Raw genomic sequence first — 19,833 nt, 5'->3', positions numbered from 1 at the left:
AGATCTCTCAATCACAACATAGACAAACTAGCTCTTAGTGGTCGTCTCTGACTAGCCTTCGTTTTGTTGATCGCGATTTCGATCAAGACGGCGCTGCATCTCATCAAAACGACGATCGCTATCAATCTTTAGCTGTCTCAGGTCGGCTAAGAGAATTTCAAACCGTTGATCGCTCTCCAGGTGACGCTGACGGGTTGCTGCCAATTCGGCGCTAACGGTTTCAAAATTAAGCTGGTGAATCTGGGCGGTCTGCAAAAGGGCTTCTGCGGCGACTCTTAGATCGGACATATCACGCTCCAAGTTGGTGATTCTAGTGTCTAAAGGCTCCGGCTGCTGCGGGGTTTGGCTCATCGTGACTTCTATTCCTTATTCTAGATAATTACAGTCTGACGAGTTTAAGTATTTGTCAATCACTTCTCCAATTTCTGTCTCCCGATCCCCACTCAATATTTCATTACAAAACGTATTACAGAAAAATAATTACCAACGCAAAGCATAACGATAAGTTATTTAACAAACCAGAATCTCTAAAGTGTGGCTTATCACAATCCTGATATTGTTATTAAGAAGCCGTGCAAAAACACCAGAGCGGATGTAAGCCAAAAAACTGATTCAAGAAATTGGGATCATTTATATCAAGCTGATCCCCTATTGGTGTACGGTACAAAATGGACAACCAAAATCGGTCAGGCGGTCTGTCTGAATGCGCTTGGTGCTGCTTGCTGAAATTTTGACGATTTAAACAGGAAGGGAGATATGTCGTACGCTCAAACCAAGACCCAGAGCAAAACTGGGTACAAGGCTGGGGTTCAAGATTACCGTTTAACGTATTACACCCCAGACTACACCCCCAAAGATACCGATATTCTGGCAGCGTTCCGGGTCACACCTCAGCCTGGAGTCCCCCCCGAAGAAGCAGCCGCCGCCGTCGCAGCCGAGTCTTCTACAGGCACCTGGACAACCGTGTGGACAGACCTGCTGACCGATCTCGATCGCTACAAAGGACGCTGCTACGACATCGAACCCGTCCCCGGTGAAGACAGCCAGTTCATCGCCTACATTGCATATCCTCTGGATTTGTTTGAGGAAGGCTCCGTCACCAATCTCTTGACCTCGTTGGTTGGTAACGTGTTTGGGTTCAAAGCGCTCAAAGCACTGCGTTTAGAAGATTTGCGGATTCCCATCGCTTACTTGAAGACCTTCCAGGGGCCCCCTCACGGCATTCAAGTTGAACGCGACAAAATCAACAAATACGGTCGCCCAATGCTGGGTTGCACAATCAAGCCCAAACTCGGTCTATCAGCTAAGAACTACGGACGCGCCGTTTATGAATGCTTGCGCGGCGGTCTGGACTTCACCAAAGACGACGAAAACATCAACTCGCAGCCTTTCCAACGGTGGCGCGATCGCTTCCTCTTTGTCGCAGACGCAATCCACAAATCCCAAGCAGAAACTGGCGAAATCAAAGGTCACTACCTGAACTGTACCGCCGCCACCTGCGAAGAAATGCTGAAACGGGCTGAGTACGCCAAAGAACTCGAAATGCCCATCATCATGCACGACTTCTTGACGGCAGGCTTCACCGCAAACACCACGCTGGCTCACTGGTGCCGCGACAATGGCGTTTTGCTGCACATTCACCGCGCGATGCACGCTGTCATCGACCGTCAGAAAAACCACGGGATGCACTTCCGCGTCTTGGCTAAGTGCTTGAGAATGTCCGGTGGTGACCACATCCACACGGGAACTGTCGTTGGTAAGCTCGAAGGTGACAAGGCAATTACCCTTGGTTTCATCGACCTGCTCCGCGAAAACTACATCGAGCGCGATCCGTCTCGTGGGATCTACTTCACCCAAGATTGGGCCTCAATGCCCGGTGTGATGGCGGTTGCGTCCGGTGGGATTCACGTATGGCACATGCCTGCTCTTGTGGAAATCTTCGGTGACGATTCCGTGCTGCAATTTGGTGGTGGGACGCTCGGACACCCCTGGGGTAACGCACCTGGTGCAACGGCTAACCGCGTGGCTCTCGAAGCCTGTGTCCAAGCCCGCAACGAAGGTCGTGACCTGATGCGTGAAGGCGGCGACATCATTCGTGAAGCTTGCCGTTGGTCTCCTGATCTGGCGACCGCTTGCGAACTTTGGAAAGAAATCAAGTTTGAGTTTGAGGCTGTCGATACCGTTTGATGAACAGGGATGAGGGGTTGTCTTCGATGATCTGTTCCCCCTTTGGGGGTAATACGCTTCGCGAGAGGGATGAAGGATAAAAAGAAGAGTCGGTGGTGAGAGAGGAGAAATGTAGTAGTACACTCATTCTCAACAATCTCCAGACCTTACTCTTCAACACAGTCTACTCATTCCTCATCCCTCATCCTTCATCCCTCCCTTTATGGATCTCAAGCGAATTGCGAAAGATACGACAAAAACGCTGGTCAGCTACTTGACTTATCAAGCAGTGCGAGTGGTGATTGCCCAGTTGGATGAAACTGAGCCGAAGCGGGCTTACTGGCTGCATCAATTCTCATCACGAGAACGAATTCAGGACGGCGAGGCTTATTTGCAAGCGCTGTTTCGCGAACGGCAGGATTTGGCATTCAGGATTTTGACCGTGCGAGAACATCTTGCAAATGAGATCTCAGAGTTTTTGCCGGAAATGCTGCGATCGTCGGTTCAAGAGTCCAACATGGAGCAGCGCCGCCAGCAGTTAGAACGTATTACGCAGCTAGATTTGACGACTCCCACTGATTCTGAACCGTCTGAATCTTCTGATTCTGAAGACTCCTAAAGGAGTCGCGTCCACATTAACCCATCCATCTTTGAGGACATTCATGAAAACTCTACCCAAAGAGCAGCGTTTTGAGACTTTCTCCTACCTGCCCCCGCTGACTGATGCCCAAATTGCCCGTCAGATTCAATACACGATCGACCAGGGTTATTTTCCTTGCATCGAGTTTAACGAGAAGTCTGACCCCGCAGAATACTACTGGACGATGTGGAAGTTGCCTTTGTTTAATGCAACTGGCCCTCAAGAAGTCTTGAACGAAGTGCAACAGTGCCGCTCTGAGTATTCCAACTGCTACATTCGTGTCGTGGCCTTTGACAACATCAAACAGTGTCAGGTGATGAGCTTTATTGTTCACAAGCCTGGTACGAGTGGCAACAGCAGTGGCTACCGTTATTAGTTTGCGATTCGCCAATGTTTGATTGGCAGTTGTTTTGAGGTTCTTAACAGAGAATCTTTCACATGCATCGGGGAGTAGTTTATGCTATCTCCCTTTTTTGTTGTTGTAATGTTTGTTCTACTAATGTCGATTCGACGAAGTTCTTTCCAGTCAATTTACGTCGTGTTGTTTTACTTAAATATTGAAATGGGTCTGATGAAGCACGATCGCTACAAAACCGTCTCATCAAACCCATCTAACTAACTTTTAATTTGAAGTTGTTTTGGTTACCTAATTAGGCATTCGAGGAAGTCATTTTTTCGACTTCAGCAGGCTTAAAGAAACCGACGTATCCTGCAACAAGGGCCGTCAATGCATTAAACCAGACATTGTTTCCGTAGATCGGCATTAGCCCAAATGTCGTATTTGTGGCGGGCAGCAAACCCATGAGAACAATCAGCGTATAGACGATCGCAAAGCCGCGATTGTAAACCAACGAACCGCTAAAACTTGTGGCAGCCGCAATTCCTAAAACACCAACGACGATGTGAATCGCATTGTGCAAAAAGTTAGTTGGAAACAATCCAAAAACATGTCCATAGCCATCCGAAAAAGACAGTCTAGGAACATAAACTCCAGTCACAGGAGCATCTCCCGGAAACTGAATAAAGCCAGGAATAAACCCAGCAATCCCGACCACTAAAAAGACAATTCCTAGAATCAGAGCGACTGCACGTTCGCTGTCAATTAACTTCTTGAAGGTAGAAGGAAGACTGTTCTGCATTTGATTACCTCAGTGGTTGAAAAATTGAGTGCCATACTCACCATTCAAATAAGGTTTTGAGAATAAAAATCTGTCTGAAGGCATTCTTCGATCGGCTGAATCTGAGAAAGAATGCCCCTTAAAATCCTGCGGAAAACCCAACTCAAAATAGCGTGAAATCCGCTCAGAGACTAGCACTCAGCCAAGTCAAATACTCGCGATAATAGAAATATCAAAGAGAAGATTAATCCGAATGAGAATTCAATCATCCGTGCTAGTTCACTTAGGGTTTGGTAAGTATGTGCGCTCTGACCAGGTGACGGCTGTGATTCCGATCGAAGAAGAGCGCGGCCCCGGTCGTCGGACTTTTGTGCATGTGCAGGGACAGTCTGACCCTCTGATTGCCTCTCGTGCCGAAGATTCGATTGTCCGTGATCTCGTGCAAGAACCCCGCGAAGTCACCCAGGCTCGTCAGCAGCAAGAGATTTTGCGCGATGTCTTCAACGATTTGCAGCAGGTGAATAAGTCAGTTCGTCGGTTTTCGCGAGATGAAGGTGGGCTGGATCTCGATCGCTTAGAGCGGCGGATTCGCGAAGTCATCGAAGAATGAATTTCTAAAGCACCTTGCCTAGGGCACCTTCAGAGGGTGGGCGAGCAGTGGACTTTCCTCTAGTGGACTTTCTTCTACTGCAACCGAGAGCGGGTCGTAGCCCAGTTGTTGGCTAATGCGCTGACGGGCCAGCGATCGGTACTCTAGAAAATGCTCCCCCGCGGCACACAATCCCAGGTACATGTTGAGAAACTGCGGCTTCTGACGCGCAATTTGCCAAAGCTGCCACCAAAACTGGGATCGTGTGCCTGATCGCCAAATTCCCTGAATCCACAGCAGTTGAGCGATGAGCCGCAGACCTTTTCCTGGCGGAAAGTGGACATTTTGCTGAAGTCGAGGATTGGCAGTAATCGCCAGACAATGCTGAAAGCAACGCCGCAGATAGTGGGTTGGCTCATACATCGTCCACAGCGCTTGCAGATATTCTTGGGCAATTTCTTCGATCGGGCGGGTTGGCTCAAAATTCATCAGCGTGTTCTGATCGCCGACTTCGAGAGCATCGTGGCTACGGCGGATCAAGCGTTGCTCTTTTTGCAGCCGATCCCACAGTGCCGTGTTAGGGGGAGCTTGCAAAATTCCCAGCATGGGTTGAGGAATATTAGTGGCCTCAACAAACGCTTGAATTCGTGACCCTGCACCTCGGCGTTCTCCATCAAACCCCAAGATAAAACCTGCATAGATTAGCATTCCTGCCTGGGTAATTTTGTGACAAGCCTCAATCAAGGGACTACGGGTGTTTTGCGGTTTGCGCGTGACTTGCAGGCTGTCTTGATCCGGCGTTTCGATGCCCAAAAAGACGCTGTAAAAGCCTGCTTGCCTCATCAGATCCAACAATTCCTCATCTTCAGCCAGGTTGACCGACGCTTCTGTAAAAAAGGTGAACGGATACTGGCGCTGTTGCATCCAGGGAATCAGTTCTCGCAAAAATCGTTTGACGTTGCGCTGATTGCCGATAAAGTTATCGTCCACAATGAAAATCGAGCTACGCCATCCCATGTCATAGAGCGTTTGCAGTTCGGCTAAAGTTTGGGCAGGCTCTTTAGTGCGGGGTTTGCGACCGTAGAGGGTGATGATATCGCAGAATTCACAATTAAACGGGCATCCGCGTGAAAATTGGATTGCCATCATGAAATAGGCATCCAATTTGAGCAAGTCAAACCGAGGCATAGGGCTTTGTGTCACATCAGGTTTTTCGGTGGCTCGAAAAGTGCCGCTTTGTTGACCCTGAGCGATCGCCTCGACAAACAAGGGAATGGTGAGTTCGCCTTCATCCAAAATCAGATAGGTTGCACCGGACGCTAAAGCATTTTCAGGCACCGAAGTCGGATAGGGGCCGCCAACGGCAACCTTTTTGCCTCGCCGCACACTCTCGCCAATCAGCGCGTGGAAATCGGTTTGCTGTGCTTGCATTGCTGACAAAATCACGACATCACACCAGTCCCAATCTGCCTCGGTTTCGTAACCAACGTTGCGATCGTAGAAGCGAATTTCCCAATCTGACGGCAAAAGTGCGGCAACGGTGATGATTCCCAACGGCGGAATGGTTGCCTTCAGGCTGGCCATTTCCATGAAGCGATCGTAAGACCAGAAGGTTTTGGGGAAGCGGGGATAGAGCAAGAGTACTTTCATCAAACTGTCCTCAGCAAAATGAGCAATCTGCTGCGCCTCAGAATGTAAGGCGGCAGGCTTAGATGGAGTGAACTTAGATGGAGTAAAGAAGTCTTTGCGTCGAAGCGATGAACAGTGAGCGTTGTTTCGTAGAGAGTTATTCGAGCCAGGAAGAAATTTCCATTGCAACTCAGTCGGGTTTACATCAAGTTTGGAAACTTCGATTAACTAGAAACTACGAATTATTTCTATCAAACAGCAGGTTGAGAACATCAGATACGATTCGCCAACTATATAAATATTTTGAAAAAATTGGTTACATAAACATCAAAAAGGCGATCGAACTGTCGATCGCCCCCTTCTTTGTGATTATTTTTTGAAATCCGAGAACTAAACAGCGGCCAACTCAGGCGCAGGACGTTTGCTGTTACGAATCCCTTCGATCGCTGTGGCATAATCGGGCGCGTTGAAAACGGCGGAGCCAGCAACGATCGCGTTTGCTCCCGCTTCGATCACTTGCCAGGTATTGTTAATTTTCAGACCGCCATCGACTTCGATCCAGGGGTCTAAACCACGCTCATCACACATTTGACGCAGCTTGCGAATTTTGGGCAACACCCCAGGAATAAAACTCTGTCCACCAAAACCGGGGTTGACGCTCATAATCAGCACCAGATCGCACAGTTCCAGAACATAATCAATCAGTTCTAACGGGCTACCTGGATTGAGGACAACACCAGCCTTTTTGCCGTATTCTTTGATTTGACCCAGCGTACGATGCAGGTGAGGAGACGCATTGTGTTCAGCGTGAACATAGATGTGATCTGCACCAGCTTTGGCAAAATCGCCGACATATTTCTCAGGTTCAACAATCATCAAGTGAACGTCGAGCGGCTTTTGGGTGACCGGACGAATCGCTTCGACAATCAGGGGCCCGATCGTAATATTGGGGACAAACCGACCATCCATTACATCCACATGAATCCAGTCTGCTCCTGCTGCATCGACAGCGCGGATTTCGTCTCCTAAACGGCTAAAGTCAGCAGAGAGAATAGAAGGAGCAATGACGATCGGCTTTTGGGATTGGCTCATGGTGGTATTGCGGTTTGGGGTTCAAGGATTGTGATCAGTTTAACAAATTGTGAATATTTTCTCTCATTTATTCAGCAGAAGTTTGTGAAGATTTAGGAACAAATACCTATGAGGGAGAACTGCGATGATCTGTTCCCCCTTTGGGGGTAATCCGCTGCGCGAGGAGGGATGAGGGAGAATAGGTGAAACGGTGTGATGGAGCGTGAAGACGGTGAAGCGATCGCGAGCTTTAAATCTGAGTTGGGTTGTTTTGGGAGTTGGATGCTTAGGGTTGCAGGGGGCCACGGTACGAACGTCGATCGATGAGGATGGCATTGATGCGCTGAGATTGCAACAGCCGCCTTATAACTTGACAGGCAAGAAGATCGCGATCGGACAGGTCGAAATCGGCCGGCCGCCTCAATTAGGTGTAGATAAAGCGGCTAACAAAAATCGCGTGGTGTTCTTGACGAGAACGTTCTTAAGAAACCAGCCAGCTAAAAGTAATACAAATTTAGACACCCATGCGGCTCAGGTAGCCAGCGTCATGATCGCCAACAGCAAAGCAATTAAAGGCGTTGCGCCCAATGCTCGACTCTATTCATCTGCGGCCGCCATTCCTCAGCGCAGCGGACAACCCGAAGAATGTGCAGCAACCCAACATCTGGCGATGCAAAACGGCGGCGACCTGAGAGCAGTCAACTTTAGCTTTGGGGAAGCCCTTCAGCAAGACCCGCGCCCCAACGCCAAACTCGACGGTAATGCTTTGTTGACTCAGTGTATTGACTGGTCTGCACGAGTGCATGATGTCGTCTATGTGATTGCTGGCAACCAGGGCAAAGGCGGCATTCCCATTCCTACAGACAATTTCAACGGTATGAATATTGCCTTTAGCCGACGAGTGAATGGGGTGTTTGCAAAGGTTGATTTCTCAAATATTGGCGATACGGCTCCCCGCATTCTCAAGCAAAACGATGGCGTAGAAACGATTTTGGGCGGCCGTCGAGGCATTTCACTACTGGCTCCTGGTAGCAAAATTCCGGTGGCAACTTTGGATGGTAGACAGACGAGTGCAGTCGGGAGCAGTTTTGCGGCCCCCCACGTCACCGGGGCTGTGGCACTTTTGCAGGAATATGGCGATCGTCAACTTCGCGCCAGTTGTCAACGCGGTCTGGGCTGCAAACTCCCCTGGGGATTGAATGCCCGTCGCCACGAGGTGATGAAAGCCGTCATGATTAACTCTGCCGAAAAGCTCAAAGACAAAGGCGATGGACTGCTGTTAGGAATGACGCGCACCGTGGTTGAGAAAAACAATCAAACCTGGCTCGATTCTGATGCTTACCGAGATGCCAAAATTCCGCTGAATATTCAGATGGGGGCGGGTCACTTGAATGTGTTTCGAGCGTATCAGCAGTTTAGTTCGGGCGAGTGGAAGGCGGGAATGGTGCCTGCGATCGGCTGGGATTATGGGGAAGTGAGGAGTGAGGAGAGAGGGGTGAGGAGTGCAGAAGCTTCTGGTCAAAAATCTTCTCAGGATTATGTATTAGAAAAGCCTTTGCAGCAGGGGAGTTTTGTCTCGATCACGCTGATCTGGGATCGGCTGGTGGAACTGTTGGATAAAAATCGTAACGGTTCCTATGAGGTGGGAGACACCTTTCGCGATCGCGGACTCAACAATCTAGATCTCTACTTAATGCGGGTTGAGGACAATGACATTCGTCAAAGTGTCTGGTCTTCGGTTAGCGACAAGGACAATGTAGAACACATCTTTCATCAGGTTCCTAGTTCAGGACGCTACAAGATTCGGGTGCAGTTTCGCCAACGGTTGAATGAGCCGACTCAGCCTTATGCGCTGGCGTGGTGGACAGTGCCGTCACAAAAACGGTAACCAATCACGAATCTGAGGTTTGAGTAAAGTACCGTAGCAGAAAGAACATAAAGCGTAGTTAGTGGTTGCTGACTGCCAAACGCTACTCATTGGGGACGCGATCGATGAATAAATTTATTTTGACTAAAGAATTGGGATTCAAGCCCCGCTCCTTCAGGACGGCTTTCTTTCTGAATAAACACTCTACCATTTACTCAGCATGGTATGATCCAATCATGCAAACGCTAACTTACGAGTACAAACTAGACCCTACAACTGAACAGCATCAAGCCTTTGAGCAATGGCTTGAAACGTGCAGACAGGTCTATAACTATGCTTTGCGAGAGCGCAAAGACTGGGTTAACTCTCGCAAATGTGCGGTCAATGCTTGCAGCCTCAGACAGGAATACATCCTGAGCGCAGATGCGCCCAGACCAACGTTTTATAGTCAGTGCAAATCCCTTGCATCGGCAAAAGAAACGAATCCAAACCTCAAGATTCCTCACACTCACGTTCTGCAACAGGTTCTGAGAACCCTAGAAGCAGCCTTCGTGGGAATGTGGGAACAAGGTCGGGGCTTTCCTCGGTTCAAGAAACGGATGCGGTCATTCCTCTATCCGCAATTGAACAAAGCACCCGTTCAGGGAGAAATGCTCAACCTCCCCAAGATTGGAGCGGTCAAGATGCGTCTCTCTCGCCCCCTGCCAGAAGGGTATGAGCTAAAGCAAGTTCGGGTGGTCAGAAAAGCTTCTGGCTTTTACGCCATGCTGATCTTGCAATCAAGCGTAGAGATTCCTCAACCCATGCTATCGGGTCACGGGGTAGGAATTGATTTAGGGCTGCAACACTTTCTCGCAACTTCAGACGGCAAGTTGATTGCGAGACCTCGATTCTTCGTTGATGGACAACGCAAGCTGAAATCGCTGCAACGTCAACTCAAGCGCAAGACAAGAGGCTCTAGAAAGTCGCAGCAACTTCAACGCAGAATTGCGAGACATCACGAAACCCTCTCAAACACGCGCAAGGACTTCCACTTTAAGACGGCTCATCACTTGTGCGACAGCGCTGGGATGGTTTTCGCGGAAGACCTCAATCTCAGAGCCATGTCAGCCGGGATGTTGGGCAAGCACACCTTGGACGCGGGCTTTGGACAGTTCCTCAATATCTTGAGCCATGTTTGTTGGAAGCGAGATGCTTACTTCGCCAAGGTGAACGCCAATGGCACCAGTCAAACTTGTCCCAACTGCCAAGCGCACACGGGCGAGAAGGAGTTGTCAGAGCGAGTTCATAAGTGTTTTGAGTGTGGATATGAAACCAATCGAGACGTTGCAGCCGCTCAAGTGGTGATGCAGCGTGGCTATACAGCGGTGGGGCACATCGCAGTGAATTTTGGGGAGGGCAAGCGACATGAGTTATCCCGATGAACCAAGAATCCCCTCGCCTTTAGGCAGGGGAGTTGTCAATAAACTTGGAATTGCAATGCTGGCGACGATCGTCACGCTCAGTTCGATCAGTTGCTCTAGCGTGGCAAGTCCGAATCTGACGGCCAAAAATCCACCCCGCACCGAAACCAAGCAGCCTCCAAAAACCAAGCTTGTGGTCAACCCGCAACTCGTCACCGCCAACACCCGCTTTGGCTTCAAGCTATTTTCTGAAGTGCTGAAGCAGGATGGCAAAAAGAATGTGTTTGTGTCGCCGTCGAGTGTGGCGATCGCGCTCTCAATGGCTTACAACGGCGCAGGGGGCACAACTCAGCAAGCGATGGCCAAAGCGTTAGAAGTCAATGGATTGAGCCTGCAAGCAGTGAATCAGGCAAACTCGGATTTGAAGCAACTTCTGCAACAGGGAGATCCAAAAGTTGAGCTAACGATCGCCAATTCTCTTTGGGCTAGACAGGGCGTAAACTTCAAGCCTGCGTTTTTGGAAAGTAACAAAACTTTTTACAATGCCGAGGTGACGACGCTAGATTTCTCCAGCCCGACCGCGCCCAAAACTATCAACAGTTGGGTTGATCGCAATACTCGCGGCAAAATTAGCGAAATCGTAGACTCGATCGACCCCGACCAAGTGATGTTTTTGGTCAACGCCATCTACTTTAAAGGCAAGTGGACAACTGAATTTAACAAACAGCAGACGAGCGATCGTCCGTTCTCTTTGCCCAACGGCAGCCAAAAACAGCATCCCACCATGCAGCAAAAAGGCGAATATCGCTACTTTGAGACGGAGCAGTTTCAAGCGGTGAGCTTGCCTTATGGAAAGGGGCGCACCAGTTTGTATGTGTTTTTGCCCAAAAAAGGATCTAATTTGACTGCGTTCTCCAAGACCTTGACGGCCGAAAATTGGCAGACCTGGATGAAAAAATTTGGCAAGCGGGAAGGACTGATCGAACTGCCCCGCTTCAAGATGGAATATGAGATCGAACTCAAGAAAGCATTGTCTGCCTTGGGCATGGGAGAAACCTTTGATCGCCAAGCCAATTTCTCCAACTTAGCCGACGTGCCCGTCAAGATCGATGAAGTCAAACACAAAACCTTTGTCGAAGTCAATGAAGAAGGCACCGAGGCGGCGGCTGTTACCTCGATAGGCATTCGTACTACCTCCGTTCAGGTAGACAGTCAGCCCTTTGAGATGAAAGTCGATCGTCCCTTTTTCTGTGCGATTCGGGACAACAAGACGGGTTCGATTTTATTTATGGGGTCGATCGTTGATCCCAAATAACCGGAAGCAAAAAAAAGGCACAACTGAATGCGCCTTAGTTTTGTGAATTTCAATCGTGAATCAGTTAAAAGCCGCTAAAGTCAAGGGATGAAGCCAGTTCTAATGCTTTTTTCATCCCTCAACTCAACCCCTTAGCTCTTGGTTTGCACTTCTACTTTCTCGACATCAGCCGTTGAATGAGTTTCTGACTGATCCTTTAAGAAAACGGGCGGCGTTGAAGTGTTGGCAGACTCGATCGGAGTCCAGTCTGTATGGAAAACACCTTCCTTATCGGTACGCAAGTACGTGTGAGCGCCAAAGTAGTCGCGCTGGGCCTGAGTGAGATTTTGGGGGAGGCGATCGCGGCGGTAGCTATCAAAATAGTCCAGCGACGCACTAAACGCCGGAACCGCAATTCCACTCTTAGCCGCTTGAGCCACCACTTCACGCCAGGCGAGCTGCTTATCCAAAATGGTTTGTTTGAACTCAGGAGCCAGTAGCAAGTTGGGTAGATCAGGATTTTCATTGAAAGCGTGCTTGATCTTATCCAAAAAGCCAGCCCGAATAATACAGCCACCTTTCCAGATGCGGGCACATTCAGCCAGATTTAGCGCATAGCCATAGGTTTTAGACGCGCTGCTCAGTAGGGCCATGCCTTGCGCGTAAGAACACATTTTTGAGCAGTAGAGCGCATCCCGCACCATGTCGGTAAAGGCTTTGGCATCACCTGAAAACTGCGTTCCTGGGCCAGTCAACACCTGCGACGCTTCTACCCGCTCTGTCTTGAAGGAAGACATGATTCGAGCATTCACCGCCGCAATGATCGTGGGAATCGCGACCCCTTGTTCGAGAGCATCTGTCACCGTCCAGCGCCCTGTTCCCTTTTGTCCAGCGGCATCTAAAATCACATCAACAATGTGCCCGCCCGTATCGGGATCGAGTTTTTTGAAGATGTCGGCGGTGATTTCAATCAGATAAGAATTGAGTTCTGGGGTTGTATTCCATTCAGCAAAAACGGCTTGAATCTGATCATTATTCAAACCAGCCACATTTTTGAGCAGGTCATAGGCTTCTGCAATCAGTTGCATATCACCGTACTCAATACCGTTGTGAACCATTTTGACGTAGTGACCTGCGCCACCCGGCCCAATGTAAGTCACGCAAGCCCCATCGTCTACCTGAGCCGCAATCTTGGTGAGAATCGGTTCTAGATATTCGTAGGCAGACTTTGTACCACCCGGCATCAAACTGGGGCCATTTAGGGCACCTTCTTCGCCTCCACTGACTCCCATGCCGATGAAGGTAAACTTGGCTTCTTCTAAGGCGCGGGCGCGACGGGCAGTATCGCTAAACAGGGAGTTTCCTCCATCGATCAGAATGTCACCCTCATCGAGCAGGGGTTTGAGTTGATCGATCATGGCATCGACAGGTGCGCCCGCCTTGACCATAATCAAAATTTTACGGGGACGATCGAGCGACGCAACAAACTCCTCGATCGTATAAGCCGCCTTAACATTTTTACCGCCTGCCCGTTTTTCCATAAAGGCATCGGTTTTCTCACGAGAACGGTTGTAAACCGCAACGGGAAAGCCATTACGCTCGACATTTAGCGCCAGGTTCTCGCCCATGACCGCAAGACCAATTACTCCAAAACTCTGTGCCATAAGACTCTCTGCTAACTCTGTAAAAGCTGGGGCTGCAATTCTTCACCCTTACGGTAGCCTGATCCTCACAAGATAGCCTGGAAGATTAGATTAAGACTCTGAGGCGAGACAGATTCAAAATCGGACAGGTCAAGCCAAAATTTCCAGGAGTTGAGCAGGAGTTTGAATCAAAAAATCGGGCTGGTGCGCCGCTAACACGTCAGGAGAATTGAAACCCCAGGTCACCGCGATCGCCCTCACACCACTTTTTTTGGCTGCCTCAATGTCTCTCGTTTCGTCGCCGACATAGAAAGTCGATCCGGGATCAAGCTGATTTTGCCAAAGAATGCGTTTGATCAAGCGACTTTTGCCAAACGGGTGGCGACTACAAACCACACAGTCAAAAAGCGGGTCTAACTGCTGAATCTTGAGAAAGGATTGGATGTTTTCTTCAGAGTTGGTAGAAACGATACCCAGACAATCGCCTCTCGCTTTCAGGGCTTGCAGCGATTCTTTCATGCCAGGAATCACCTCAATTTGCTGAACTTCTCGTCGCATCTCACCAATAAATCGGCGCAGCAGAAAGGGCAATTTGAAAATAGAAATATCGGTTTGTTTGATAATTTCTTTAGAACTTAGATTTTGCAATCGTTGGAGATCTTCACCCTCGATCGGCTGATAGCCAAACTCTTTTGCCAGTTGATTGATCACTCGAATCGCCGTCTCAATGCTGTCTGCGATCGTTCCATCAAAGTCAAACAAAACTACATTCACAGAACCTCGCAACCCTTACCTGTCAACTCGATCGCTCCCTTAAAACAACTGCCCAGAAGGCCAATTGAACCTCTTGGGCAGTCTATCTTAAAACAGGATGCCGATCATCCAGATTATTTGCCAACTACCTGATTTTTTAGCTTATCAATCTCTTGCGACAGTTCTTGACGATCAGAGGCTTTCAGCAGATAGCGATAGACAAACCAGATGGCGTATCCAAAACCAATTAGCTCAAAGGTTGGCTCCAGCAAGGGAATTTCGTTAAGCGCGCTCAGGACGGCGAGGGTCAGTTTCACAGAGACGATCGAGCCAAAAATCAGACCCAGATTTACGATCGGCTTTTGGTATTCTGCAAAAAACTTGCCAATGTATTCGGGCAGCGCAGAGACAAAGGAGTAGGCTTTTTCGCCAATTTCGCGCCATTGTTCATTATCAGCCGAGTTCATCGGTGCGAGAGTGCCCGCTTCGTCTGTGTTGATTGGCTCAATTACGCCACTGGGAGTAGCGGTGTATTCTGCTTGTTTCAATTCAGGTTCTACCATAGTAAATTCCTTGAGAACGACAATTGGGGCATCGACTGGACAAGGGCCAGCGATCGGACAGTAACAGAATTCAAGAACAGGTTTCGCTATCTTTCAAACATAGACGAACCAAAATTTGAACACGCCACTTGCAAGATAGATAATTACCCGAATATTCGGATTCTGTAAACTACATCTTTACTGAAGATAGTAGTAGATGTTTGAGAAGATGGATTCTATCAGAGGTGGAGTCTCCGGATTTTGCTCAATCCGCCCACTTAATCAGAAACCAATATTGTATTGATTTAAAAGCCAGAAAACTGAGTGAAAGCACTTATTTTTCCTCGACACCGATCAAACAAACGATACTTTCCCAAGACAGGCCCGTTGCTTTTTCCTAAAGAGGATTGATTCCAGGCGCATCTGGTTCGTCAGTATAGTACAAATAGTCTGGCTAAACCCTAGTTGAAACAAACCGTTTGGATCGCCTGCCAGATTTTGTCGCTGACGTTGGCCAAGGCGTGATCACTCTCCAATTCAATGAACGTTACCCAGGGACGATCGCTGGCATAGTTTCGACTCGCCTGAATGGGGATCACGTCGTCCTCAACGCCATGCAAAATAAGTGTGGGAAGTGACCGCTGCAACCGACTTGTCTCATACTGACTGCAATCTACGACAAATTGATAATCCAGCGGCAACAGACGATCTGCTCCGTAGTGATAGACCGACAAGGGGGTGCCCGATCGCCATTGCTGCAATTGTCGCGATCCCAACTTGGGCAGCCAGTGATCCAAAAAGTCAAAAGCGGGGGCCAAGAGAATCAAGCGATCGACCTGTGGATTTAATTCTCCCAACCAGGCAGCGGTCAGTCCTCCAAAGCTAGAACCGATGAGAGTGACGGATTCCCCCGGCAAAAAGCTCGACTGCACTTGCTGAATCTGGCGAGTCAGCGTCAGATGTGTGAAATCGTTTTGATTGAGATCGGGAATGTGAAGGGTGAGATTTTGTTGAGTAAAGCGATCGTAGAGATCTTGAGCCTTGCGCGATCGGGGACTCGAAGCAAACCCATGCAGATAATAAAACGTCACAAATCTTTACCCTTTCCTGGACGACGCATCCCTGGATTCCCGCGTTGATCCATGCGTTCAGCAAATTTTTGTCGCTGTTGAGGAGTCAAAACCTGACGCATTTCTAACATGCTGTTGAACTGAGTGTCTGCTACCTGCTGTCTTAGCGTTTGTGCTTCGCGATATTTCTGCCGAATCGCCTCAACGCTGGCATCTCCCGCCATCAACGTACGTAATTCTTGCTGTGACTGACGGGCCGCTTGGCGTTGACTCACCAACTTGTCCTGATACTGCTTACGAATCGATCGCATCTTCTGCATCTGGTCAGGCGACAGATCCAAGTCTCTTAACCAACCCATCCCCCGCTGTCTCACTAAGGGATCAGGACTTTGGGCAACTTCTTGTGGCTCACTCGCAGCGATCGTGTCTGGTGAAGACGCAGGCGCAGAGCCTTGTAGAGTCGGTCTAGCAAACACTACAGCACCTCCAAGAAGAATCAGGGCAGCGGCGATCGTGGGCAAGGGGCGGAGCATGGGAATTTTGGGGAGGGATGAGGGATGAGGGATGAGGGATGAGGGATGAAAAAGAAGTTTGTTACAGAGTCGGGAGAGCTAAGTAAATTCTGATTAATAGAGACGTTTAACCAGAAGTCTTGTCTGAAAGTCCGTCAGAATTGGGGGGTTGGGAGGCAGAAAACGCCAACAACGAAGCGAAAAATCTCCTCGAATTGACGTTAACTTACTGCTCGTCACTGACAGGGAGAAACTGGGTATCTGAATCGTTGACGGTGTTGTGCCAGTTAGTTTCCATAAAGTCTTCCAGAGAGGCGAGTTCGGTGGGGCTGGGTTGGGGAGGGAGAAAGGCGCGGTAGCTGAGGAAAGAGGCGACCAAGGTGGCAGCGATCGCCGAAGGCACAACCCATAAATAACGTGGCCTTTGAGCAGGGGCCATCTCTGGAAGCGCAGACATCAAAGCATCCTCTAAATCCTCAGACGCAGGAGGCGAAACGGGGCGATGTTGACGTAAAAACTTCACAAGATCGTGATCGTCAGGAAACTGGCTCATATCTGCACTCCTTCTGTTTGCAGAAATTGTCTCATCGCTGCACGGGCATGAAATAAGCGAGACTTTACCGTTCCGATCGGAATCTCTAAAATCTCAGCCACTTCTTTTTGAGGCAGACTTTCTAGATCATGCAGCACCAAAATCGTGCGGTGGTCAAAGCTCAAGGTTTTTAAGCCTCGCTGCACCAGATCTTGATAGTGCAACTCCATGAGATCGGGCGCGTCTTGCTGAGTGGGCGCTTCACGGGTCAACGCTTCAAACCGCGATCGGCCTTTAGCAGCAAGCTGTCTTTGATCCGAGGCGACGTTCCAGGCGATGCGATAAAGCCAGGTCGAAAACTGAGCCGTCTGACGAAACTTGGGCAGCCCCTTCCAGGCTCTCAAAAACACCTCCTGTACCAAATCGTCTAACATGGCAGGCTCACACATCTGAAACAAAATTCCTCGAACGCGATGCTGATGTCGCTGATAGAGTTGCCGAAAACTTTGTCGATCGCCCTGGATACATCGCTGCACCAGATCTTGATCAGACCCCTCAGAATGGCTGTGAGACGGATGATTGGCTATCACTTCAATCGACGCAGCTGACACCTGTGGATCTGCCTCCACCGGATTGATTCGTTATACCCTTTAGACGGGAACACAAAGAAAAGGGTTCAACCCTAACCCGTCAAATCCAAACGTAAGATCGCTCCATAGATTGATCCATAATAAGATCCCCCAAATTGATACTGAACTTGATCCCATGTCTCCTCCTTCTGAGCAAGTTATTTTAATTACAGGTGCATCTGCGGGCATCGGTGCAGCCCTGGCGCGAGTCTTGGCCACCCACTATCCTGGGATTTGCCTGGTATTGGCGGCTCGCAGCGTAGAAAAACTCTCACAGGTTGCAGAGGATTGCAGCAAGGCGGGGGCAGACGTGCTGACCGTACCCACTGATATCGCTCAAGCCGAACAGATTCAGGCGTTGGTGGACGCAGCGATCGCTCGATTTCAGCGGGTCGATGTGCTGGTCAATAATGCAGGCTATGGGCAGATGGGGCCGATCGAGCTAATTCCTACAGCCGCCGTTCAGAGACAATTTCAGGTTAACCTGTTGGGCACGATCGCCCTGACTCAAGCCCTGATCCCGATTATGCGAAACCAGGGAGGCGGCAAAATTATTAACCTCAGTTCTCTGGGTGGTAAGATCGCTTTTCCGTTTGGCGGACTTTATAGTGCGTCTAAGTTTGCGATCGAAGCCCTCAGTGATGCCCTGCGGCAAGAATTAGAGCCATTTAATATTCGGGTCAGCGTCATTGAGCCAGGGCCCGTCAGTACAGAATTTTTTGAGGTGGTGGATCGAGAAGTCGATCGCACAATTCAAAACCCCGAAAAATCACCCTATCGCGCAGCCTTCAAAAAGCTAGAAGATCTCGAAAAGCAAACCAGTAGTCGAGCCTGGACTTCAGAACGAGTCGCCAGCGTGATCATTCGTGCGATCGCGGCCCAACATCCCAAACCGCGCTATGTTGCTGCCACCAGCGGAAACTTCTTATTGTTCATGATGACCAAAGTTTTGCCGACCAGTTTGGTAGACAAGTTTTGGCAGAGATTTTATGGAATCGACCTCGTGGCAAAAGACTGGCAAGCCCAACAAAGGAGTCCAAAACAATGAGTTCAAAGAAACCCATCCGCAGACCCCATCGCCGTTCAATCTTTCACCCTCAACCCTCACCCCCCTCTGCAATGGATCTTCTCGAATATCAAGCTAAAGAACTCTTTCGGGAGATGGGCATCCCCGTTTTGCCGTCCCAAAAAATCGATCGTCCCAGAGATCTCAAAGCGCTAAAAATTCCCTATCCTGTCGTGATCAAATCTCAGGTTTATACAGGGGGACGCGGCCGGGCGGGGGGAGTGCGATTTGTCGAGAATACGATCGATGCCGTGGCCGCCGCGCAAACGATTTTTAACTTGCCCATTTTGGGAGAATATCCCAAGGTGCTGTTAGCCGAGGCCAAATACAATTCTGACCAAGAACTTTATCTAGCAGTTGTGCTAAACCGATCCATTCGTCGTCCGGTTCTGTTGGGGTCGCAAAAAGGCGGTATTGATGTGCAGTCGGCGATCGATGAAATGCAGCATGTCGTCGTCGATCAAGAATTTTCACCTTTTTATGCGCGTCGTCTCGCTCTCAAAATGGGCTTGCAGGGAGCCTTGATCAACTCCGTCAGCGCGATCGTCGAAAAGATGTATCGTCTCTTTGTAGACAAAGACCTGGATCTGGTCGAAATCAATCCTCTGGGCGTGAGTCCGACGGGTGAAGTGATGGCCCTTGATGGCAAAGTCACCGTCAACGATGATGCACTGGCTCGACATCCGGCGTTGGCGGCTATGCATTCTAAGCCGATCGTCCCCGTCCCCGATCGGCTTCCCGAAGTCAGTTCTACCCTTGATCCCGAAGGGCAAATTGGCATTCTCTGTAACGGCGCAGGGCTAACGATGGCCACGATGGATCTTGTGTGTCAGTCAGGAGGAAAACCAGCCAGCTTTATGAATATTGGCGGCGAAACTCACAACATCTGGCTCAAACATTCTCTCTCAGATCGACTAGAGCAAGGGTTGGATCTGATTGCTCAAAACAAACAAGTGCGCGTTATTTTGATCAACTTGATTAGTGGGACGGTTTCTTGTGACGAATTGGCAGCGGCGATCGCACGGTTTCTACAACGCCACACCCACAACATTCGCAATATCAGCGAAGCAAGGGATGACTTGACGCTCAATCGAGCCAATCGCCCTCCAATTTTGGTTGCCCGTTTAGTCGGGTCTCATCTATCTGAGGCAAATGAGCGCCTGTCTGCCACTCAGGCCTTTGTTAGCGAAGATTTGGATACCGCCGTTTCTCAAGCGATCGCGCTCTGCAAGTCAAATAAAAAGGGGACTTAATCAAAAATTAAGCGCTTCTTAACTTACAGTTGAATAAGTACTTCTACGGATCTTTC

The 19,833-nt window shown here is 49.3% G+C and carries 20 protein-coding genes; 9 read left to right on the top strand and 11 right to left on the bottom strand.

The genetic code is table 11. The features are described 5' to 3' along the window. Positions 1-51: 51 nt before the first annotated feature. Positions 52-351, bottom strand: a complete 300-nt coding sequence (locus ACJ2PR_RS03615) for a hypothetical protein (protein ID WP_446875947.1) — start codon at positions 349-351, stop codon at positions 52-54. A gap of 405 nt (positions 352-756) precedes the next feature. Here ACJ2PR_RS03615 and ACJ2PR_RS03610 point away from each other — a divergent pair, with 405 nt between their 5' ends. From ACJ2PR_RS03610 to ACJ2PR_RS03600, 3 genes are all read left to right on the top strand, one after another. Then, positions 757-2,187: a form I ribulose bisphosphate carboxylase large subunit gene (locus tag ACJ2PR_RS03610; protein WP_446858218.1), complete on the top strand. Its 1,431-nt coding sequence runs from the start codon at positions 757-759 to the stop codon at positions 2,185-2,187. Between the two features lie 202 nt (positions 2,188-2,389). Beyond that, entirely contained in the window at positions 2,390-2,785 is a 396-nt protein-coding gene (gene rcbX, locus ACJ2PR_RS03605) for a RuBisCO chaperone RbcX (protein WP_446868021.1), read from the top strand. A 43-nt stretch (positions 2,786-2,828) separates the two neighbouring features. Further along, positions 2,829-3,182 (top strand): ribulose bisphosphate carboxylase small subunit, encoded by a 354-nt coding sequence (locus tag ACJ2PR_RS03600; protein WP_446858216.1) that lies wholly within the window; start codon positions 2,829-2,831, stop codon positions 3,180-3,182. Positions 3,183-3,456: 274 nt separating this feature from the next. On the opposite strand, the gene ACJ2PR_RS03595 is transcribed toward ACJ2PR_RS03600, so the two are convergent. Beyond that, on the bottom strand, positions 3,457-3,945 hold the full coding sequence (locus tag ACJ2PR_RS03595; RefSeq protein ID WP_446858215.1) for a DUF4383 domain-containing protein: 489 nt from the start codon (positions 3,943-3,945) through the stop codon (positions 3,457-3,459). A gap of 232 nt (positions 3,946-4,177) precedes the next feature. On the opposite strand from ACJ2PR_RS03595, the gene ACJ2PR_RS03590 reads away from it, so the two are divergent. Next, on the top strand, positions 4,178-4,534 hold the full coding sequence (locus ACJ2PR_RS03590; RefSeq protein WP_446858214.1) for a hypothetical protein: 357 nt from the start codon (positions 4,178-4,180) through the stop codon (positions 4,532-4,534). Positions 4,535-4,552: 18 nt separating this feature from the next. Here ACJ2PR_RS03590 and ACJ2PR_RS03585 read toward each other — a convergent pair whose 3' ends face one another. Beyond that, positions 4,553-6,163 carry a B12-binding domain-containing radical SAM protein gene (locus ACJ2PR_RS03585; protein ID WP_446875946.1) on the bottom strand — a complete coding sequence of 537 codons (1,611 nt, stop codon included), beginning with the start codon at positions 6,161-6,163 and terminating at the stop codon, positions 4,553-4,555. 369 nt (positions 6,164-6,532) lie between these two features. Then, positions 6,533-7,234: a ribulose-phosphate 3-epimerase gene (gene rpe, locus ACJ2PR_RS03580; protein ID WP_446858212.1), complete on the bottom strand. Its 702-nt coding sequence runs from the start codon at positions 7,232-7,234 to the stop codon at positions 6,533-6,535. A gap of 211 nt (positions 7,235-7,445) precedes the next feature. Here rpe and ACJ2PR_RS03575 point away from each other — a divergent pair, with 211 nt between their 5' ends. The 3 genes from ACJ2PR_RS03575 to ACJ2PR_RS03565 all read left to right on the top strand — a co-directional run bounded on the left by ACJ2PR_RS03575 (position 7,446) and on the right by ACJ2PR_RS03565 (position 11,798). After that, positions 7,446-9,101 (top strand): S8 family serine peptidase, encoded by a 1,656-nt coding sequence (locus ACJ2PR_RS03575; RefSeq protein WP_446875945.1) that lies wholly within the window; start codon positions 7,446-7,448, stop codon positions 9,099-9,101. Between the two features lie 215 nt (positions 9,102-9,316). After that, entirely contained in the window at positions 9,317-10,504 is a 1,188-nt protein-coding gene (locus ACJ2PR_RS03570) for an RNA-guided endonuclease InsQ/TnpB family protein (RefSeq protein ID WP_446875943.1), read from the top strand. Then, positions 10,488-11,798: a serpin family protein gene (locus ACJ2PR_RS03565; RefSeq protein WP_446875942.1), complete on the top strand. Its 1,311-nt coding sequence runs from the start codon at positions 10,488-10,490 to the stop codon at positions 11,796-11,798. The genes ACJ2PR_RS03570 and ACJ2PR_RS03565 overlap by 17 nt, the downstream gene beginning before the upstream one ends. Positions 11,799-11,929: 131 nt before the next feature. Here ACJ2PR_RS03565 and gndA read toward each other — a convergent pair whose 3' ends face one another. The 7 genes from gndA to ACJ2PR_RS03530 all read right to left on the bottom strand — a co-directional run bounded on the left by gndA (position 11,930) and on the right by ACJ2PR_RS03530 (position 17,440). Then, complete coding sequence (gene gndA, locus ACJ2PR_RS03560) at positions 11,930-13,441, bottom strand: NADP-dependent phosphogluconate dehydrogenase (protein WP_446875941.1); 1,512 nt, start codon at positions 13,439-13,441, stop codon at positions 11,930-11,932. Between the two features lie 129 nt (positions 13,442-13,570). Continuing rightward, entirely contained in the window at positions 13,571-14,194 is a 624-nt protein-coding gene (locus ACJ2PR_RS03555) for an HAD-IA family hydrolase (RefSeq protein ID WP_446875940.1), read from the bottom strand. A 113-nt stretch (positions 14,195-14,307) separates the two neighbouring features. Then, positions 14,308-14,736, bottom strand: coding sequence for a CAAD domain-containing protein (locus ACJ2PR_RS03550; RefSeq protein ID WP_446858207.1), 429 nt, complete (start codon positions 14,734-14,736; stop codon positions 14,308-14,310). 440 nt (positions 14,737-15,176) lie between these two features. Beyond that, positions 15,177-15,806, bottom strand: coding sequence for a YqiA/YcfP family alpha/beta fold hydrolase (locus tag ACJ2PR_RS03545; RefSeq protein ID WP_446875938.1), 630 nt, complete (start codon positions 15,804-15,806; stop codon positions 15,177-15,179). Beyond that, a complete protein-coding gene (locus ACJ2PR_RS03540) occupies positions 15,803-16,318 on the bottom strand; it encodes a Spy/CpxP family protein refolding chaperone (RefSeq protein ID WP_446875936.1) in 516 nt (171 codons plus the stop codon). Before ACJ2PR_RS03540 ends, ACJ2PR_RS03545 begins: the two co-directional genes overlap by 4 nt. Before the next feature lie 205 nt (positions 16,319-16,523). Next, positions 16,524-16,850, bottom strand: a complete 327-nt coding sequence (locus ACJ2PR_RS03535) for a hypothetical protein (RefSeq protein WP_446875935.1) — start codon at positions 16,848-16,850, stop codon at positions 16,524-16,526. After that, the gene (locus tag ACJ2PR_RS03530) at positions 16,847-17,440 is read right to left on the bottom strand and encodes a sigma-70 family RNA polymerase sigma factor (RefSeq protein WP_446858203.1); all 594 of its coding nucleotides are present in this window, start codon (positions 17,438-17,440) and stop codon (positions 16,847-16,849) included. Before ACJ2PR_RS03530 ends, ACJ2PR_RS03535 begins: the two co-directional genes overlap by 4 nt. Before the next feature lie 154 nt (positions 17,441-17,594). On the opposite strand from ACJ2PR_RS03530, the gene ACJ2PR_RS03525 reads away from it, so the two are divergent. Both ACJ2PR_RS03525 and ACJ2PR_RS03520 read left to right on the top strand, forming a co-directional pair. Beyond that, complete coding sequence (locus ACJ2PR_RS03525; protein WP_446875934.1) at positions 17,595-18,506, top strand: SDR family oxidoreductase; 912 nt, start codon at positions 17,595-17,597, stop codon at positions 18,504-18,506. Beyond that, positions 18,503-19,777 (top strand): ATP-grasp domain-containing protein, encoded by a 1,275-nt coding sequence (locus tag ACJ2PR_RS03520; RefSeq protein WP_446868009.1) that lies wholly within the window; start codon positions 18,503-18,505, stop codon positions 19,775-19,777. The genes ACJ2PR_RS03525 and ACJ2PR_RS03520 overlap by 4 nt, the downstream gene beginning before the upstream one ends. The last annotated feature ends 56 nt before the right edge of the window (positions 19,778-19,833 follow it).

The sequence above is a fragment of the Phormidesmis sp. 146-33 genome (assembly GCF_052939515.1).
The sequence above is the reverse complement of the archived record's forward strand: the minus strand, read 5'-3'. Positions and strand labels throughout refer to the sequence as shown.

Excerpts from the sequence above, each read along its gene's own strand:
- ACJ2PR_RS03590 (WP_446858214.1), top strand. The coding sequence starts at position 4,178 with ATGAGAATTCAATCATCCGTGCTAGTTCACTTAGGGTTTGGTAAGTAT.
- rpe (WP_446858212.1), bottom strand. The coding sequence starts at position 7,234 with ATGAGCCAATCCCAAAAGCCGATCGTCATTGCTCCTTCTATTCTCTCT.
- ACJ2PR_RS03615 (WP_446875947.1), bottom strand. The coding sequence starts at position 351 with ATGAGCCAAACCCCGCAGCAGCCGGAGCCTTTAGACACTAGAATCACC.
- ACJ2PR_RS03600 (WP_446858216.1), top strand. The coding sequence starts at position 2,829 with ATGAAAACTCTACCCAAAGAGCAGCGTTTTGAGACTTTCTCCTACCTG.
- ACJ2PR_RS03520 (WP_446868009.1), top strand. The coding sequence starts at position 18,503 with ATGAGTTCAAAGAAACCCATCCGCAGACCCCATCGCCGTTCAATCTTT.
- ACJ2PR_RS03565 (WP_446875942.1), top strand. The coding sequence starts at position 10,488 with ATGAGTTATCCCGATGAACCAAGAATCCCCTCGCCTTTAGGCAGGGGA.
- ACJ2PR_RS03535 (WP_446875935.1), bottom strand. The coding sequence starts at position 16,850 with ATGAGCCAGTTTCCTGACGATCACGATCTTGTGAAGTTTTTACGTCAA.
- ACJ2PR_RS03570 (WP_446875943.1), top strand. The coding sequence starts at position 9,317 with ATGCAAACGCTAACTTACGAGTACAAACTAGACCCTACAACTGAACAG.
- ACJ2PR_RS03550 (WP_446858207.1), bottom strand. The coding sequence starts at position 14,736 with ATGGTAGAACCTGAATTGAAACAAGCAGAATACACCGCTACTCCCAGT.
- ACJ2PR_RS03585 (WP_446875946.1), bottom strand. The coding sequence starts at position 6,163 with ATGAAAGTACTCTTGCTCTATCCCCGCTTCCCCAAAACCTTCTGGTCT.
- ACJ2PR_RS03595 (WP_446858215.1), bottom strand. The coding sequence starts at position 3,945 with ATGCAGAACAGTCTTCCTTCTACCTTCAAGAAGTTAATTGACAGCGAA.
- ACJ2PR_RS03525 (WP_446875934.1), top strand. The coding sequence starts at position 17,595 with ATGTCTCCTCCTTCTGAGCAAGTTATTTTAATTACAGGTGCATCTGCG.
- gndA (WP_446875941.1), bottom strand. The coding sequence starts at position 13,441 with ATGGCACAGAGTTTTGGAGTAATTGGTCTTGCGGTCATGGGCGAGAAC.
- rcbX (WP_446868021.1), top strand. The coding sequence starts at position 2,390 with ATGGATCTCAAGCGAATTGCGAAAGATACGACAAAAACGCTGGTCAGC.
- ACJ2PR_RS03610 (WP_446858218.1), top strand. The coding sequence starts at position 757 with ATGTCGTACGCTCAAACCAAGACCCAGAGCAAAACTGGGTACAAGGCT.
- ACJ2PR_RS03540 (WP_446875936.1), bottom strand. The coding sequence starts at position 16,318 with ATGCTCCGCCCCTTGCCCACGATCGCCGCTGCCCTGATTCTTCTTGGA.